The sequence below is a fragment of the Oerskovia merdavium genome, assembly GCF_014836755.1.
Classification (GTDB): Bacteria; Actinomycetota; Actinomycetes; order Actinomycetales; family Cellulomonadaceae; genus Oerskovia; species Oerskovia merdavium.
Genome location: NZ_JACSQF010000005.1, coordinates 185,961 through 201,363, shown reverse-complemented (window position 1 = coordinate 201,363; position 15,403 = coordinate 185,961). Strand labels below are relative to the sequence as shown.

Genomic DNA, 15,403 nt, shown 5'->3' with positions numbered 1-15,403 from the left:
TTCTCACCCCTGCCGGGTGTGCGGGTTGTGTAAGCATCCACGGGCCGGGTTGCGGAGCATCCGTGACCGCAGAAAGGCCGTGGACCACGGCCGCGTCGCAGGTCACGATGCGCTGACCGGACCGGCGATCCCGGCTACGCTCGGTCGCATGGCAACCACCTGGGAGTACGCGACCATCCCCCTCATCATCCACAACACCAAGGCTGTCCTCGACCAGTGGGGCTCCGACGGCTGGGAGCTCGTCCAGGTCGTCACGGGCCCCGACGGCAACGGGCTCGTGGCCTACCTCAAGCGCCCCACCGGCGGCCAGTAGTGGCGGCGAGCATCGCGGCCCGCCTCGCGGAGCTGGGCATCACGCTGCCCGACGTCGCAGCGCCCGTCGCCGCGTACGTCCCTGCCGTGCGCACGGGACGGTACGTCTACACCTCGGGTCAGCTGCCCTTCGTCGACGGCGCGCTCCCGGTGACCGGCAAGGTCGGTGAGGGCGACGGGCTCGTCGCTGCTGCCGACGCCGCGGTGCTCGCCCGCACGTGCGCGCTCAACGCGCTCGCGGCCGTGCACGCGCTCGTCGGCAACCTCGACCAGGTGACCAGGATCGTCAAGGTCGTGGGCTTCGTCGCGAGCGACCCGTCGTTCACGGGGCAGCCGGGCGTCGTCAACGGCGCGAGCCAGGTGCTCGGCGAGATCTTCGGCGAGACGGGCGTGCACGCGCGCAGCGCGGTCGGTGTCGCGGTGCTCCCGCTGGACTCGCCGGTCGAGGTCGAGCTGGTCGTGGAGCTCGCGGACTGACCCGTCCTCCCGAGCGCGCAGCACGGTTCGTCCGCAGGAACGGCAGCACGACGAGAGGCCGGTCGGGCCGACCCCGCGAGGGGTGGTCCGACCGGCCTCCGGTCGACGAGGGGGCGCGGTCAGCGCGCGCGACGCTCCAGGCGGTCCACGTCGAGGAGCACGACGGCACGGCCCTCACGACGGACCCACCCGCGGGTCGCGAAGTCGGCGAGGGCCTTGTTCACGGTCTCGCGCGAGGCGCCGACGAGCTGGGCGAGCTCCTCCTGGGTGAGGTCGTGCGCGACGCGCACCCCCTCCTCGGTCTCCTCGCCGAAGCGGGTCGACAGGTCGAGGAGCGCCTTGGCCACACGGCCCGGGACGTCGGAGAACACGAGGTCCGCGAGGGTCTCGTTGGTGCGTCGCAGTCGGCGGGCGAGCGCGTTGAGCAGGTGCTTCGCCACGCTCGGGTGCTTCTCGATCCACTCGATCAGCTGCTCGTGGCGCAGCTCGTAGAGGAGCGCGTCGGAGACCGAGCTCGCCGTGGCCGTGCGGGGGCCCGGGTCGAAGAGCGAGAGCTCACCGAACATCTCGCCCGGTCCGAGGATGGACAGGAGGTTCTCCCGGCCGTCGTTCGAGCGTCGGCCGAGCTTGATCTTGCCTTGTGCGATCACGTACAGCCTGTCGCCGGGCTCGCCCTCGCGGAACAGTACGTCCCCACGGGTGAGCTCGATCTGCTGCATCGAGTCGAACAGCGTCCGGGTCTCTTCGCGGTCCATGGTGGCGAAGAGGGGGGCGGAGAGCACTACGTCGTCGTCCACGCGATGTCCTTCGGGTGTTGAGCGGACTTTCCCGGCATGTGCCCGTCTGCATCGGCGGAGTTCGAGCGAACCGGTACTCGTGATTCCTCCCACAAGTCTGCCTCATGCGCGCAACTTGGGACGCCAACGCCTGGGACCGGCCTGCGTCGATCCTGTGGGAGGGGTGTGTGGGTGGGGCCGAGTAGGCTGCCCAACGTGACCTCTTCGGGTGGTACCTCGCGTCCTGCTCCCTCTCCTTCGCCCGCGCGACCGCAGGCTCCGGCGGGTCCTTCCGCCGAGTCACGCCTCGCGCTCGTCCGGCGTGCGCGGCGCACCAACCGCGAGCTGGCGGAGACGTACCCGGACGCACGCTGCGAGCTCGACTTCACCACGCCGCTCGAGCTCCTGATCGCGACGGTGCTCTCGGCGCAGACGACGGACAAGCGGGTCAACCTCACCACCCCCGAGCTCTTCTCGCGCTACCCGGACGCCGCCGCGTACGCCGCGGCCGACCGTCTCGACCTCGAGGACGTCCTGCGCCCGCTCGGATTCTTCCGGGCCAAGGCGCAGGCCGTCATCGGGATCGGTCAGGCGCTCGTCGAGCGCTACGGCGGACAGGTCCCCAAGAAGCTCGACGACCTGGTGACGTTGCCGGGCGTCGGGCGCAAGACGGCGAACGTCGTGCTGGGCAACGCGTTCGGCGTCCCCGGCCTGACGGTCGACACGCACTTCGGGCGTCTCGTGCGTCGCCTCGAGTGGACCTCGGAGGAGGACCCGGTCAAGGTCGAGACCGAGGTCGGCGAGCTGATCGAGAAGCGCGAGTGGACCATGCTCTCGCACCGCCTGATCTTCCACGGCCGCCGGGTCTGCTTCTCGCGCAGGCCCGCGTGCGGGGCGTGCACCATCTCGCACCTGTGCCCGTCGTTCGGCATCGGCGAGACGGATCCTGTGGTCGCGGCGACCCTGGTCAAGACCGACTGAGCGCAGCTCTCACGACGACGGCGGCCCGGTCGGCCGCAGCCGTCGTCGTCTCCTGCGCGACTCAGCCCTGCGTGGTGGGCAACCAGTCCAGCAGGAGGCGCGTGACGTCGTCGGGCGCCTCCTCGGGGAGGAAGTGCCCCGCCCCCTCGAGGACCTCGAAGCGCAGGCTGCGCGAGACCGCCGCGGCGTCCGCGTCGGTGAGCTCCCGACGCAGGAACCCGTCCGCCCCGCCGTGGACCTGGAGGGTCGGGACGTTGAGCGGGCGGCGCAGCGCGCTGCGGTAGCGACGCCCGTCGGGCCGGGGCGTGGAACGCACCGACCAGCGGATCGCCTCCATCGCGGAGTGCGCCGCGAACGGGATGCGCATGACGGTCGTGTAGGTCTCGACCGCCTCCGGGGAGAGCGGCGAGGCCGCGCCGTCCGCGAGGACGCGCGCGACCAGGTCGTCGCGGGTCAGCGCGCGCTCGGGCAGCGTGGGCAGCTGCGCGAAGGCCAGGTGCCGCTGAGCGACGGGCGTGAGCAGGCGGCGACCCGAGGCGTGCACGTGCGAGGGGTGCGGCGCGGCGAAGGCCGCGACGCCCGAGGTCACGGCGGGCTGGAGCGCGGCCATGGCCCAGGCGAGCCCGCCTCCGCTCCCGTGCCCGACGACGACAGCCCGGTCAGCACCGAGCGACCGGACGACGCCCGCGACGTCGCGCGTGCGGGTCGGGGCGTCGTACCCGATCGGCGGCTTGTCCGAGGCGCCCGTGCCCCGCAGGTCCATGGCGCCCACGCGGTAGCCCGCCTCGCCGAGAGCCTCGAGCTGGTGGCGCCATGCCCACCAGAACTGCGGGAAGGAGTGCAGCAGCAGCACGAGCGGCGCGCTCGAACCCCCTCCACGGGACTCCGGTCCCGCGAGGGCGACGTGGAAGCGCGCACCGTTGGCGGGCACGAACTCGTGCCGCCAGGGGCCGTCGACGAGTGCTGCGGAGAAGTCGCTCGAGTCGGTCGTCACCCGGACGAACTTACCTGGTCCTCCGCGAGGGCGGACTCGTCCGTGGGCTGGGCGGCGTCCGGCATCTCGGCGGACTGGGCCCGCCGGTCCTTGGGCGGGTCGAACCGGTAGCCGACGTTACGGACGGTGCCGATGAGCTGCTCGTGCTCGGGGCCCAGCTTGGCGCGCAGGCGCCGTACGTGGACGTCGACCGTGCGCGTGCCCCCGTAGTAGTCGTACCCCCAGACCTCCTGCAGCAGCTGGGCCCGCGTGAAGACGCGGCCCGGGTGCTGCACCAGGTACTTGAGGAGCTCGAACTCCTTGTAGGTCAGGTCGAGCGGGCGCCCGCGCAGCCTCGCGGTGTACCCGCCGGCGTCGATCGCGAGCTCGCCCGCCGAGATCTCCTGCGGGGCGTCCTCGGCCCGACCGTGCGCCGAGCGCTCGACGACCAGCCGGAGCCTGGCCTCGACCTCGGCGGGGCCCGCCGACTCGAGCAGCAGGTCGTCGGCCCCCCACTCGGCCGTCACGACCGTCAGGCCGCCCTCGGTGAGGACGAGCACGAGCGGCACCGCGAGACCCGTGGCGCGCAGCAGGCGGCACGTGGTGCGCGCTGCGACCAGGTCACGACGCGCGTCGAGCAGCAGGACGTCCGAGTCCGGCGCGTCCACCAGAGCCGACGGCTCCATGGGCAGCACCCGTATGCGGTGCGACAACAGTCCCAGCGCAGGCAGGACCTCGACGGACCCACCTGTCGCCGGTGTCAGGATCAACAGCTCTGCCACCGACGCACCTCCTCCCAGTGACCTTCGAGAAGGCCGGAATCATTACCGTAGCGCGTTGAACAGACGTCAACGGGGTGACCAGGGCCTTTCTGCTGTTACAACCTTGTTTCGTGTTCGCCGCCGCGCGTCATCTGGGAGACTCATGTTCGTGCTCAGCCTTTCCGGACCCGGTGCCGCTCGCTCCCTGACGCAGGGAGAGTGCGCCTAGTGGGTCTCTCCTCACGCGCAGTCGCCACCGCGGTGGTGGCCGCCGCGGTCGCCGTCGCAGCCTTCTTCGGGCTCCTCCCGCTCACCCTCGCGTCCGCGGCACTGGCCGTCCTCGTGGCGATCGGGTGGCCGTCGCTGCTCAACCAGCCCGCTCCCGGTGGGTCCGGCCTGGTCATCGGCCTGACCGGGGTCGGGGCGGTCGCCGCGGTCGCCGCGACCGAGGGCGAGCCCTCGTTGCGCAACCTGCCGCTCGTGCTCGCGATGGGGGTCGTCCTGGCGTTCGTCGCCGAGATGCTCCGCCGCGACGGACGGCCACGCCTGGTCGAGTCCCTGCTGGGCACGGTCAGCGGGCTCGTGGTCGCGGTCTCCGCCGCCGGGTGGATCGCGACGGACCGCACCGATGCCGGCGCAGCCCTCGTCGTGACGTGCGCGGCGACGCTGGCCGTCGCCTCGGCGGTCTCGGCACTGCCCGTGCCCGGTTGGTGGAACACGCTCCTGACCCTCGCGGCGTCGATCGCCGCCGGCGGCGCCCTGGCGTGGGCGCTCCCCGAGGTCGTGACCGCCAACGGGCTGTGGACGGGGGCGGTCTCAGGGTTGCTCGTCGCGTCCCTGCACGCGCTGTTCGACCAGCTGCCGGCCCTCGAGCGCAGGGCTGCCGCGCTTGCTGCCATAGTGCTTCCGGTGACGGTCGGGGGCATCCTGGTCTTCGTGGTGGGTCGGGTCCTCGTGGGCTGACCTGCCCGGCTCTCTCCGGACGCACCGCAGACGGACGACGGGAAGGTCGAACCATGGTCTGGCGCATCGTGATCCTCCTCGCGCTGCTCGGCGCGAGCGTGCTCCTCGGCGTGTGGTGGCAGCGCCGGCAGGGAGTGGTCCGGCTCCGGGACGCCCAGCCCGCTGCCGCGGTCGACTGGTCGGCCCGCGGGATCGTGCTGGGGGACCACCGGACGTTCGTGCAGTTCTCGTCGGAGTTCTGCTCGCCCTGCCGTCACACGGCCAGGGTGCTCGACGAGGTCGTCGCGGCCCGCACCGACGTGACACATCGTGAGATGGACGTCGACGAGCACCACGACCTCGTGCGAACGTTCGGCATACTGCGCACGCCGACGGTGCTCGTCCTGGACCCGGCCGGTCGCGAGGTCGCCCGCATGAGCGGCAGCGTGAGCAGGGCGCACGCGCTCGAGGCGCTCGACGTGCCGGCGGGTTCGGTCGCCTGAGCGGGCCGTGCCGCTCGATCGTCCTGCTGAGAATCCCGCCCGAGGCTCCGCTGACGGCCCGTCCCACCGAGGAGCCCGCATGTCGCACGAGTCCACCCCCGCTGTGAGCGCGCCACAGGGCATCGACCCGCGAGGTCCCCGCGTCGGGGCAGGGATCACCGCGCTGCTGCTCGCGGTCACCCTTCTCCTGGGATCGTCGGAGGCCGCGCTGTGGGTCCTGACGTTCGTCGCGCTGAGCTTCCTGCTCGGGACGCTGCGCGGGGCGCAGGGCACGTGGCAGGGGTGGGTCTTCAAGACCTTCGTCCAGCCTCGCCTCGGCCCGACGGCGGAGCGCGAGGACCCGCGTCCTCCTCGCTTCGCGCAGGGGGTCGGGTTCGTCATCACCGGGGTCGGCGTGGTCCTGGGCTTCACGGTGTCCCTCGTGGCGGTGCCGGTCGCGGCGGGGCTCGCTCTCGTCGCCGCGGTGCTCAACGCCGCTTTCGGGCTGTGCCTCGGCTGCGAGATGTACCTGCTGATCCGCCGGTTCGCGCCCGCTCGCTGAGGCGCGCGTCGCCTTCTCGACCACGGAGGACGGCGCCGGGGCCCGCGGGGTCTCGGCGCGTCCGCGTGCGGAGCGTAGGGTCGAGCGGTGCCAGCACAGTCCAGCCCCCCGATTACCGTCCCGCCCAGGATCAAGAGGCTGCGTGCCGGCGTCAGGCCCCCGGGTGACGCCGCAGGGCTCGGGGCCGAGGAGCGCCGCCACGACGAGCGGTTCGAAGGCGCGGACCTGTCCCACGCCGACCTGGCGGACATCACGTTCGAGCGCTGCGACCTCGTCGGGGTCTCGCTCCACCAGGCCGACCTGCGGGCCGCGACGTTCAGCGAGTCGCGGCTCGAGAGGATCGACGCCCCCGTGCTCAGCGCACCGCGCTCGGTCTGGCACGACGTGGTCCTGGACGGTTCGCGGATCGGGTCGGCCGAGCTCTACGAGTCGGCGTGGCGGTCGGTCGAGCTCGTCGACTGCAAGCTCGGCTACGTCAACCTCCGGGGCGCGACGGTCCGCGACCTGCGGCTCACGCGCTGCACGGTCGACGAGCTCGACCTGACGAACGCCCAGGCCACCCGGGTCGCGTTCGAGGACACGACGGTCGACCACATCGTCCTCGCGAGCGCCCGCCTGGTGCACGTCGACCTGCGGGGTGCGGCGCTGCGGCGGATCACGAGCATCGAGAGGCTCGCCGGGGCCACGGTGAGCCCGGCGCAGCTCGTGGATCTCGCCCCGCTGTTCGCGGCCGAGCTGGGGATCCGGGTCGAGGACTGAGGCCACGGCACGTGGTGCGATGGCCGCGGGGTGCTCCGCCGTCGGGCAGGGGCGGCAGCACGTACGGCGCACGCCGTCCTCGGCGGACCGCGCACTCTCAGTAGACGAGCGCCTGCGCCCCCGGGCGGAGCGACTCCTCCACGAACACCGCGGCCCCTGCGATCCGCACACCGGGCAGCACGTCGGCCTCGGTGATGCCGCGGCGCGCCGCGCACTGGGTGCAGACCGTGACGGTCCCCGCCTCGAGGACGACCGCGAGCAGGTCCGGCAGCGCGGCCGCGTGCTCGAGCTCGAGCTCGCTCGCACGCCCCGGCAGCCCGAACCACGCCGACTCCCCGGTGAGCCACAGGCTCACCTCGACCCCTGCGGCGACGGCCGCGGACGCGACCGTGAACGCCTGGTTGGTCGCCTCGGGGCGTTCGAGCCCCGAGGTCGTCTTGACGACCAGCGAGCGCTGGGCGGAGGCGGTCGAGGGCTGCGGCACGACTGGCTGGGTGGTCACGTGCGCGAGCCTAGAGGCCGGAAGGTAGGATCGGCGACATGTCCACGCATGCACTCGAGCTCATCTTCCTGGGACTGCTGATCGCCGCGACCGTGACCATCACGTGGTTCGCCGGGTTCGTCGTCTACAAGCTGTACCAGGGTCAGCGCTGACCTGATCGTCACGCCGGGCGTCCGTCGCCCGGCGGGACCCGGGTCCCGTCTCTCCCTGTCGTCACTCACCGGTCCGTCGCGACCGGCACCGCCGGAGGTACCACCAGATGGCTTTCGCGTTCCCTGAGGGGCTCGCCCCCGAGGCCTACCCGCTCGCGTGGCTCGTGGGTTCGTGGCGCGGTGAGGGGGTCATCGCCTACCCGGGCATCCCCGAGACGCCGTTCGTCCAGGACGTGACGTTCGACCACGACGGCGGCCCCTACCTGCGGTACGAGTCGACGATCCGCGTCCTCGAGGCCGAGGTCCCGGAGACGGTGCCCGAGTCCTGGACCGCGGACCAGCCCGCCGACCCCGAGGCCGACCCGTCGAGCGACTCGACCGAGCCCAGCACCGAGGGTCATCTCGCGCCGGGGCGGATCTGGTCCACCGAGACCGGCTACTGGCGCGTCTCCCCGGAACGCCCCGAGGGCCTGCCCGAGGACAAGTCGGCGATCGAGGTCATGATCGCGGACCCGTCGGGCCGCATGACCCTGTACCTGGGCGTGATCGGCAACGGCCGCGTGGACCTGTCGAGCGACGCCATGGTGCGCACCTCGACGTCCGCCGAGGTGTCGGCGTCGAACCGCCTGTACGGCAACGTGCAGGGCCAGCTCATGTGGGTCTGGGAATTGGCGGCCTTCGGTCAACCGTTGCAGTCGTATGCGTCGGCGAAGCTGGACCGCCTGTAGTCCGTCCGACGCGTGAGGTACGGCCGTCGCCACCGCACGGCCGGACGGACGTGCGCGCCGCCCGCGGCGCCGAGGAGGTTGTTCGATCGTGACTGCTGGCACCGAAGACGCACCCCAGACCGAGGCCCCCGCCCGGACGAGCCCGCTGCTGGCCCGCCCCGGTGCGGTCGCGGGTTCCGGACCGGACGCGGGAGTCGCCTGGCACTACGGCGACCCCACGGGCGAGCAGCGTGCGCTCGAGGCGGGCGGCGCTGTCGTCGACCTCTCGCACCACGGGGTCGTGCGCGTCGAGGGACCCGACCGCCTCACCTGGTTGAACTCGATCACCTCGCAGAACCTGCTGGGGCTCGCACCCCGGACCTCGACCGAGCTGCTCGTCCTGAGCCCGCAGGGGCACGTCGAGCACTCCGCGGGCGTCGTGGACGACGGCGAGTCCACGTGGCTCGTGACCGAGGGGTCGCACGCCCCGGCCCTCACGGCCTGGCTCGACCGCATGAAGTTCGCGCTGCGCGTCGAGATCACGGACATGACCGACGAGATCGCGGTGCTCGGCGAGCCTCGTGACGCGGAGGGCGCCGAGGGCGAGCCCGTCACCTGGCGCGACCCCTGGCCGCGCACCGCGCCCGGCGGCACGCGGTACGGCCCCGCGGACGACGAGCACCCCGGTGCGCACCGCGCGTGGCGCCTCGTGCTGGTGCCTCGTGCCGAGCTGCCCGACGCCGTCGCGTCCCGGGAGGCGGCCGGCTGGCGGCTGGCCGGGACGTGGGCGAGCGAGGCCCTGCGGGTCGAGGCCTGGCGTCCTCGCCTCGCGACCGAGGTGGACAACCGCACGATCCCGCACGAGCTCGACTGGCTCCGGACCGCCGTCCACCTGAACAAGGGCTGCTACCGCGGGCAGGAGACGGTCGCGCGCGTGCACAACATGGGTCGGCCGCCGCGCCGCCTCGTGATGCTCCACCTCGACGGGTCGGGGCACCTGCTGCCCGTCGCGGGTGCCGAGGTCCGTCTGCCCGGTGGTGAGCCCGGTGCCGACGGCGCCGTGCCCACCGGCCGTCCGGTCGGCACCGTGACCTCGGTCGCTCGCCACCACGAGCTCGGGCCCATCGCGCTCGCTGTCCTCAAGCGCAGCGCCCCCGAGGACGTCGAGCTCGTGGTCGACTGCGACGGAGGCGCCGTGGCGGCGGCCCAGGAGGTCGTCGTCCCGGGCGAGGGGGTCTCGGTCGACCGTCCGGCCCCGCGTGGTCCCGTGGCTCGGGGGATCACGCCCCGCGGGCAGGACGCCCCCCGGAGCATGATCTGATGACCGCGCCGGAGCCGTCCTGCGGGCACACCGTCCTCGGGTGCTGCCGGGTCGCCGGGACCCGGTGAGCAGGAGCACATGACGCAGTCGCGGGACGCCTCCGACGGGACGGCGACGCCGGAACCGGGGGCCGTCGAGACGGCTCGCAAGGCGTTCCGTCAGCTGCTGCTCCGCGCCAGGCTCCGCCAGGGGCGCTCCCGGGTGCGGGCGGCGTTCTGGCCCATCGTCCAGGCCTCTCTCGCGGCCGGGATCGCGTACGGGATCTCCTACTACGTGTTCGGTCACCCGTACCCGTTCTTCGCACCCGTCTCGGCGTGGATCTGTCTCGGGTTCAGCCTCGACCGGCAGGTCCGCCGGGTGGGTGAGCTCGCGATCGGGGTCGCGGTCGGCGTCGGGCTGGGCGACCTGGTCGTCCACTTCATCGGCTCGGGGTGGTGGCAGGTCGCGGTCGTGCTCGCGACCTCGGCGCTCGTCGCACGGTTCATCGATCGTGGCGCGCTCCTGGCGACCCAGGCGGGCGTGCAGGCGATCGTCATCGTGGGGCTGCCTGCGACCCAGACCGGAGGTCCCGGCGGTCGGCTCGTGGACGCGCTCGTTGGCGGGGCGATCGCGCTGCTCGCCGCGACGCTGACCCCGGGGGACCCGCGCCGTCGACCCCGCATCCTGGGGGACGAGGCGACCACCGAGCTCGCCGAGACGCTCGAGCTGCTCGCGCGGGGGTTCCGCTCGGGCGACGTGGACGACCTGGACGCAGCGCTCGTGCGCGGCCGGGCGTCCGAGCCCGCGCTCGAGGAGTGGCAGGCCACCGCGACCAGCGCCCAGGAGCTGTCCCGGGTGAGCGCCGTGGGGCGCAAGCACCGTACCGAGCTGGGCGACCTCGAGCGCAAGGCGGTCCTGGTCGACCGGGCGATGCGCAGCATCCGGGTCCTCGCGCGCCGGTCTCGCCCCGTCGCCGGACCGGAGCACGACCTCCTGCCGGTCGCGGCCATCATCGACCGGTACGCGGCGGGGACCCGGGTGCTGGCCGAGGCGATCGGGGCGGGCAAGGACCCGGTCACGGCGCGCGAGATCCTCGCGGAGACGGCCGCCGCGGCGGACCCCCGGACCGTGGGCGCGGGCGACTGGCAGGTCCAGTCGCTCGTCATGCTCCTGCGGTCCCCGATCGTCGACACGCTCGAGGCCGCGGGGATGTCGCCGCGCGAGGCGCGCGAGGCGCTCACCGAGCTCTGAGCGGCGCCCGGAGGTCCGTGAGATCCGATCGCGTGGAGGTCTACGCAATCCGGGCACGTGCCGGTACCTTCGGGGGATGGAGGTTTCCGTCAGCGCCCTGCGGGCCGAGCTGAAGTCGTGGATCGAGCGGGCACGTGACGGAGAGGACGTGGTGATCACCGAGCGTGGTATCCCCGTGGCGCGGCTGAGCGCGGTGGAGAGCGCGGACCTCATCGCCTCGCTCACCAGGGACGGGCTCCTGACGCCGGCCACCGAGGAGCGCCCCGTCCACACGCCGCCGGCACGTCCGGTGGCGAAGCAGTCGGCGATGTCGGGCCTCGTGCGCCGCATCCGACGCTGACGGGCGGTCCCCGTGGCACTGGTCTACTTCGATGCGAGCGCGCTCGTGAAGCTGTGCGTGGCCGAGCCCGGCTCGGAGCTGGCCAGTGCGCTCTGGAACCGGGCGGACGTGGTCACCACGAGCCGGCTGTCCGACACCGAGGTCCGGGCGGCCCTCGCCGCGGGGGAGCGGTCGGGTGCGCTCGACGCGGTCGAGCGTGCTGATGCCCTCGCGACGTGGGACCTGTTGTGGCCCGCGCTGCACCTGGTCGAGGTCTCCCCGGAGGTCCTGGACCGTGCGAGCACCCTCGCGGGGGCCGACGGCCACGCGCTGCGCGGGGCCGACGCCGTCCACCTGGCCTCGGCCCTGACCCTGCGTCACGACGACGCGATCTTCGCGGTGTGGGACGAGCGGGTGGCCGCGGCGGCCCGCGCGGAGTCGCTGCGCGTCCTGCCGTAGGCTCGGAGCGTGATCAGCTTCGGTGGAGCCCAGTGGCTCGTCCTCGTCATCCTCGCGGTCGTGGTGTTCGCGGCCCAGGCCGTCGCGCTCGTCGACGCGCTCCGGCGTCCTGCGAACGGGTTCACGGCCGAGGGAAAGCTCACCAAGCCGATCTGGTCGGCGATCCTCGGGGTCGCCGCGGCGATCGGGTTCCTCGGCCTGCCGCCCATGATGCTGACGAGCGGGAGCTTCTTCAACCTCATCGCGCTGGTCCCCGCGTTCATCTACCTGGTCGACGTGCGCCCGCGGCTCAAGCCGTACGGGTTCGGACGCGGTTCCGGAGGTTCCGGCGGGTCGCGCGGCGGCCGTCCGGGCGGGTGGTGACCCCCGTGCTGCGCTCGGCCGCTCCGCTCGCGGAGGTGGTCCGGGGCGACCTGGTCGAGTCCGTGCACCTGGGCCACCTGGTCGCGCTCGACGCGTCGGGTGAGGTCGACCTCGCGGTGGGCGACCCGTCGACCGTGATCTGGCCCCGATCGTCGGTCAAGCCGTTCCAGGCCGTCGCGATGCTCCGTCACGGCCTGTCGCTGCCGCCGCGCCTCCTTGCGCTGGCCGCCGCGAGCCACAACGCCGAGGACTTCCACCTCGCGGGCGCGCGCGAGATCCTCACGGGCGCGGGTCTCGACGAGTCCGCGCTGCGCAACACCCCGGACATGCCGGTCTACCCGCCCGCCGCGTTCGCGTGGCAGGAGCTGGGCAACGGGCCCGCGTCGATCACGCAGAACTGCTCGGGCAAGCACGCCGCGATGCTCGCGACGTGCGTCGCGTCGGGCTGGGACACCGAGACGTACCTCGACCCCGCGCACCCGCTGCAGGTCGCGATCCGCGAGACGTTGCTCGAGCTCACGGGCGACGACGCGTCCGGGCTCCATGTCACGGTGGACGGCTGCGGTGCGCCGTTGTTCTCGACGACGTTGCAGGGCATGGCCCGGGCCTTCGGCCGGCTGGCCGGAGCGCCCGTCGCGGATCCGGCGTCGCCCGAGGCTGAGGTCGCGCGCGCCATGTCCGGGTTCCCGGAGATGGTCGGCGGGACCGGTCGCGACGCCACCGACGTCATGCGGGCCGTCCCCGGGCTCGTGGCCAAGGACGGGGCGGACGGCGTGTACGGGGTCGGGCTGCCCGACGGTCGTGCGCTCGCCTTCAAGGTCCTCGACGGTTCGCCGCGCCCGCGGCCCGCGGTGCTCGTCGCCGCGCTGGAGGCGCTCGGTGCGGGCGATCTTCCCGGGGCTGACGCCGCCGCGCTCGACCGCGTGGGCCGCAGCCCCGTCCTGGGCGGGGGCGCGCCCGTGGGCGAGGTGCGCGCTGCGTTCTCCTCGGGCCGCACCTCGTGAGGGCCCTCGTGCAGCGGGTCACGCGCGCGAGCGTGAGCGTCGACGGGGAGGTCGTGGGGCGCGTGGACCGGCCCGGCCTGGTCGCGCTCGTGGGTGTGACGCACGACGACGGGCCGGCGCAGGTCGAGCTGGTCGCGCGCAAGATCGCCGAGCTGCGGATCCTGCGCGACGAGCGGTCGGTGCTCGACGAGGGCGCCCCGGTCCTCGTGATCAGCCAGTTCACGCTCTATGCGGACACCAGGAAGGGCCGTCGGCCGTCGTGGAACGGCGCGGCCAAGGGAGACGTCGCAGAGCCGCTCGTCGATGCCGTGGTCGCCGCGCTGCGCGCCAAGGGGGTCGAGGTCGCGACGGGCGTGTTCGGCGCGGACATGCAGGTCGAGCTCGTCAACGACGGGCCCGTGACGATCCTGGTCGAGGCGTAGCGTCCTGGCGCGAATGGTTACCGTTCGTACCGTTTCGCATCGTTCTCCTGCTTTCTACGGGAAATCCCTTATGTGACCGCTGTGAACCATGTGGAACACTCGTACATCTTTCGTGCGTGAGCCTGGTTAGGTTCGAAGAGCCCAGCATCTGGGGCTCCGGAACGGTCCGGGGCCCGCAGCACGGAAGACGAAGAGGCCTCCCTTTGCACGCATCTCGAACCACTCCTTCACCGGGGCGCCGCCGAGCGCTCGGCGCGATGGTGTCCGCGACGACGCTCGCGCTCGTGGCGACCGGCCTGGTCGCGGCCGGCAGCGCGACGGCAGCTCCTGCTGCCCCCGTGGCGGCCAGCCCCAACGGCGAGAACGACATCAACGGCTACCGCAACGTCGGGTACTTCATGTCGTGGGCGCCGGAGAACTACGGCTACACCGTGAAGGACTTCCAGGAGTCCGGTCAGGCCGACCAGATCACGCACGTCAACTACGCGTTCGGGAACATCCACCCGACCGACCTCTCGTGCTTCATCTCCGACAAGGCGGGCACGCCCGAGGTGGGCGGCAACGACGGTGCGGGTGTGGCGGGCGCCGACTTCGTCGACGCCGTGAGCGCCGAGGACTCGATCGACGGCGTGGCGGACACCGCCGACCAGGCGCTCGCCGGGAACTTCAACCAGCTGATCAAGCTGAAGGAGAAGAACCCCGACACCAAGGTTCTGGTGTCGATCGGTGGCTGGACCTGGTCCAAGTTCTTCTCGAAGGCCGCAGCGACGCCCGAGTCGCGCGAGAAGTTCGTGTCCTCGTGCGTCGACCTGTACCTCAAGGGCAACCTGCCGGTCATCGACGGCCGAGGCGGCCCGGCGGCTGCCGCTGGTCTCTTCGACGGCATCGACATCGACTGGGAGTGGCCCGGGGCCCCGGACTGGGCTCAGCACCCCGAGAACTTCGTCGACCCGATCAACGACAAGGCGAACTTCACGGCGCTCCTCGCGGAGTTCCGCGAGCAGCTCGACGAGTACGGCGCGTCGCAGGACAAGGAGTACCTCCTCTCGTCCTACATCCCCGTGAACCCGACGGCCATCAACGCGGGCTGGGACGCCCCGAAGATCTTCGACTACCTCGACTACGGCAACATCCAGGGCTACGACCTGCACGGCGGTTGGTCGCCGAACCTCGCGGGGCACCAGTCCAACCTGAAGGACGACCCGTCCTACTCCGGGGACATCTCGGTCGAGCAGGGGATCAACCTGTACCTGAGCCGTGGCGTCGACCCGCAGCAGATCACGCTCGGCATCCCGGCCTTCGGTCGTGGCTGGACGGGCGTCGAGGACGGTGGCAAGGCCGGCGTCTGGCAGCGCGCCGCCGGTGTTGCCGAGGGCACGCACGAGCCCGGCTACAAGCAGTACTTCGAGCTGCGCGACTTCGGCACCGAGTACTTCGACGAGAAGACCGGCTCCTCGTGGCGCTACGACGGCAACGAGTGGTGGAGCGTCGACTCCCCGCGCGCCGTCGAGTACAAGGCGAAGTGGGTCGCGGAGAAGGGCCTCGGTGGCTCGATGTGGTGGGACCTCGCAGGTGACTACGAGGACGAGCTCGTCGGAACGGCTGCGGACGTCTACCGTGCCGCGAAGACGGGCCCCGTCGACTCGGACGCCCCTGCTGGGTGCTTCCCGGCGTGGAGCAAGGCCGCGACCTACACCGGTGGCCGTGTGACGTCCCACGAGGGCGTCAACTACCAGGCCAACTGGTGGGTCCACACCAACGCTCCGGGCACGGAGACGCACTGGGCACCGTGGCGCGTGGTCGGCACCTGCGCCTGACCTCAGGCGTCCAGGGACCAGCCCTGCGCATGCCGACGCCGTCGGGACCACGACCTGCCTGTCGTGGACCCGGCGGCGTCCG

The 15,403-nt window shown here is 72.5% G+C and carries 20 protein-coding genes; 16 read left to right on the top strand and 4 right to left on the bottom strand.

Translation table 11 applies throughout. The annotated features are described in order from the left end of the window. The first annotated feature begins 148 nt into the window (after positions 1 to 148). Positions 149 to 313, top strand: a complete 165-nt coding sequence (locus H9641_RS06905) for a hypothetical protein (protein WP_191802177.1) — start codon at positions 149 to 151, stop codon at positions 311 to 313. Further along, positions 313 to 789: a RidA family protein gene (locus H9641_RS06900; RefSeq protein ID WP_191802175.1), complete on the top strand. Its 477-nt coding sequence runs from the start codon at positions 313 to 315 to the stop codon at positions 787 to 789. The genes H9641_RS06905 and H9641_RS06900 overlap by 1 nt, the downstream gene beginning before the upstream one ends. Before the next feature lie 119 nt (positions 790 to 908). On the opposite strand, the gene H9641_RS06895 is transcribed toward H9641_RS06900, so the two are convergent. Beyond that, positions 909 to 1,586, bottom strand: a complete 678-nt coding sequence (locus tag H9641_RS06895; RefSeq protein ID WP_056645111.1) for a Crp/Fnr family transcriptional regulator — start codon at positions 1,584 to 1,586, stop codon at positions 909 to 911. 195 nt (positions 1,587 to 1,781) lie between these two features. On the opposite strand from H9641_RS06895, the gene nth reads away from it, so the two are divergent. Beyond that, entirely contained in the window at positions 1,782 to 2,546 is a 765-nt protein-coding gene (gene nth, locus H9641_RS06890) for an endonuclease III (protein WP_068626508.1), read from the top strand. Between the two features lie 61 nt (positions 2,547 to 2,607). Here nth and H9641_RS06885 read toward each other — a convergent pair whose 3' ends face one another. Next, on the bottom strand, positions 2,608 to 3,540 hold the full coding sequence (locus tag H9641_RS06885) for an alpha/beta fold hydrolase (protein WP_191802174.1): 933 nt from the start codon (positions 3,538 to 3,540) through the stop codon (positions 2,608 to 2,610). After that, the gene (locus tag H9641_RS06880) at positions 3,537 to 4,301 is read right to left on the bottom strand and encodes a winged helix-turn-helix transcriptional regulator (protein WP_056645117.1); all 765 of its coding nucleotides are present in this window, start codon (positions 4,299 to 4,301) and stop codon (positions 3,537 to 3,539) included. Before H9641_RS06880 ends, H9641_RS06885 begins: the two co-directional genes overlap by 4 nt. 207 nt (positions 4,302 to 4,508) lie before the next feature. Here H9641_RS06880 and H9641_RS06875 point away from each other — a divergent pair, with 207 nt between their 5' ends. The 4 genes from H9641_RS06875 to H9641_RS06860 all read left to right on the top strand — a co-directional run bounded on the left by H9641_RS06875 (position 4,509) and on the right by H9641_RS06860 (position 7,025). After that, complete coding sequence (locus H9641_RS06875; RefSeq protein ID WP_056645118.1) at positions 4,509 to 5,243, top strand: hypothetical protein; 735 nt, start codon at positions 4,509 to 4,511, stop codon at positions 5,241 to 5,243. Between the two features lie 53 nt (positions 5,244 to 5,296). After that, on the top strand, positions 5,297 to 5,725 hold the full coding sequence (locus tag H9641_RS06870; RefSeq protein ID WP_056645120.1) for a thioredoxin family protein: 429 nt from the start codon (positions 5,297 to 5,299) through the stop codon (positions 5,723 to 5,725). A gap of 79 nt (positions 5,726 to 5,804) precedes the next feature. After that, positions 5,805 to 6,266: a DUF4395 domain-containing protein gene (locus tag H9641_RS06865; RefSeq protein WP_056645122.1), complete on the top strand. Its 462-nt coding sequence runs from the start codon at positions 5,805 to 5,807 to the stop codon at positions 6,264 to 6,266. Positions 6,267 to 6,353: 87 nt separating this feature from the next. Next, positions 6,354 to 7,025, top strand: a complete 672-nt coding sequence (locus H9641_RS06860; RefSeq protein ID WP_191802172.1) for a pentapeptide repeat-containing protein — start codon at positions 6,354 to 6,356, stop codon at positions 7,023 to 7,025. Between the two features lie 97 nt (positions 7,026 to 7,122). Here the strand turns inward: H9641_RS06860 and H9641_RS06855 are convergent, their stop codons facing one another. Beyond that, positions 7,123 to 7,527, bottom strand: coding sequence for a DsrE family protein (locus H9641_RS06855; RefSeq protein ID WP_318244430.1), 405 nt, complete (start codon positions 7,525 to 7,527; stop codon positions 7,123 to 7,125). Positions 7,528 to 7,786: 259 nt separating this feature from the next. On the opposite strand from H9641_RS06855, the gene H9641_RS06850 reads away from it, so the two are divergent. The 9 genes from H9641_RS06850 to H9641_RS06810 all read left to right on the top strand — a co-directional run bounded on the left by H9641_RS06850 (position 7,787) and on the right by H9641_RS06810 (position 15,321). Continuing rightward, positions 7,787 to 8,407 carry an FABP family protein gene (locus H9641_RS06850; RefSeq protein WP_191802169.1) on the top strand — a complete coding sequence of 207 codons (621 nt, stop codon included), beginning with the start codon at positions 7,787 to 7,789 and terminating at the stop codon, positions 8,405 to 8,407. A gap of 88 nt (positions 8,408 to 8,495) precedes the next feature. Next, complete coding sequence (ygfZ, locus tag H9641_RS06845; protein ID WP_191802167.1) at positions 8,496 to 9,707, top strand: CAF17-like 4Fe-4S cluster assembly/insertion protein YgfZ; 1,212 nt, start codon at positions 8,496 to 8,498, stop codon at positions 9,705 to 9,707. Positions 9,708 to 9,785: 78 nt separating this feature from the next. Then, positions 9,786 to 10,937 carry an FUSC family protein gene (locus tag H9641_RS06840; RefSeq protein WP_191802165.1) on the top strand — a complete coding sequence of 384 codons (1,152 nt, stop codon included), beginning with the start codon at positions 9,786 to 9,788 and terminating at the stop codon, positions 10,935 to 10,937. 76 nt (positions 10,938 to 11,013) lie between these two features. Beyond that, positions 11,014 to 11,277, top strand: coding sequence for a type II toxin-antitoxin system Phd/YefM family antitoxin (locus H9641_RS06835; protein ID WP_191802163.1), 264 nt, complete (start codon positions 11,014 to 11,016; stop codon positions 11,275 to 11,277). Between the two features lie 12 nt (positions 11,278 to 11,289). Further along, positions 11,290 to 11,715, top strand: a complete 426-nt coding sequence (locus H9641_RS06830) for a type II toxin-antitoxin system VapC family toxin (protein WP_191802161.1) — start codon at positions 11,290 to 11,292, stop codon at positions 11,713 to 11,715. A 9-nt stretch (positions 11,716 to 11,724) separates the two neighbouring features. Continuing rightward, complete coding sequence (locus tag H9641_RS06825) at positions 11,725 to 12,078, top strand: DUF2516 family protein (RefSeq protein WP_318244429.1); 354 nt, start codon at positions 11,725 to 11,727, stop codon at positions 12,076 to 12,078. After that, the gene (locus H9641_RS06820) at positions 12,072 to 13,082 is read left to right on the top strand and encodes an asparaginase (RefSeq protein ID WP_318244428.1); all 1,011 of its coding nucleotides are present in this window, start codon (positions 12,072 to 12,074) and stop codon (positions 13,080 to 13,082) included. Before H9641_RS06825 ends, H9641_RS06820 begins: the two co-directional genes overlap by 7 nt. Next, a complete protein-coding gene (gene dtd, locus H9641_RS06815) occupies positions 13,079 to 13,504 on the top strand; it encodes a D-aminoacyl-tRNA deacylase (RefSeq protein ID WP_191802160.1) in 426 nt (141 codons plus the stop codon). Before H9641_RS06820 ends, dtd begins: the two co-directional genes overlap by 4 nt. Before the next feature lie 257 nt (positions 13,505 to 13,761). After that, positions 13,762 to 15,321: a glycosyl hydrolase family 18 protein gene (locus H9641_RS06810; RefSeq protein WP_191802158.1), complete on the top strand. Its 1,560-nt coding sequence runs from the start codon at positions 13,762 to 13,764 to the stop codon at positions 15,319 to 15,321. The last annotated feature ends 82 nt before the right edge of the window (positions 15,322 to 15,403 follow it).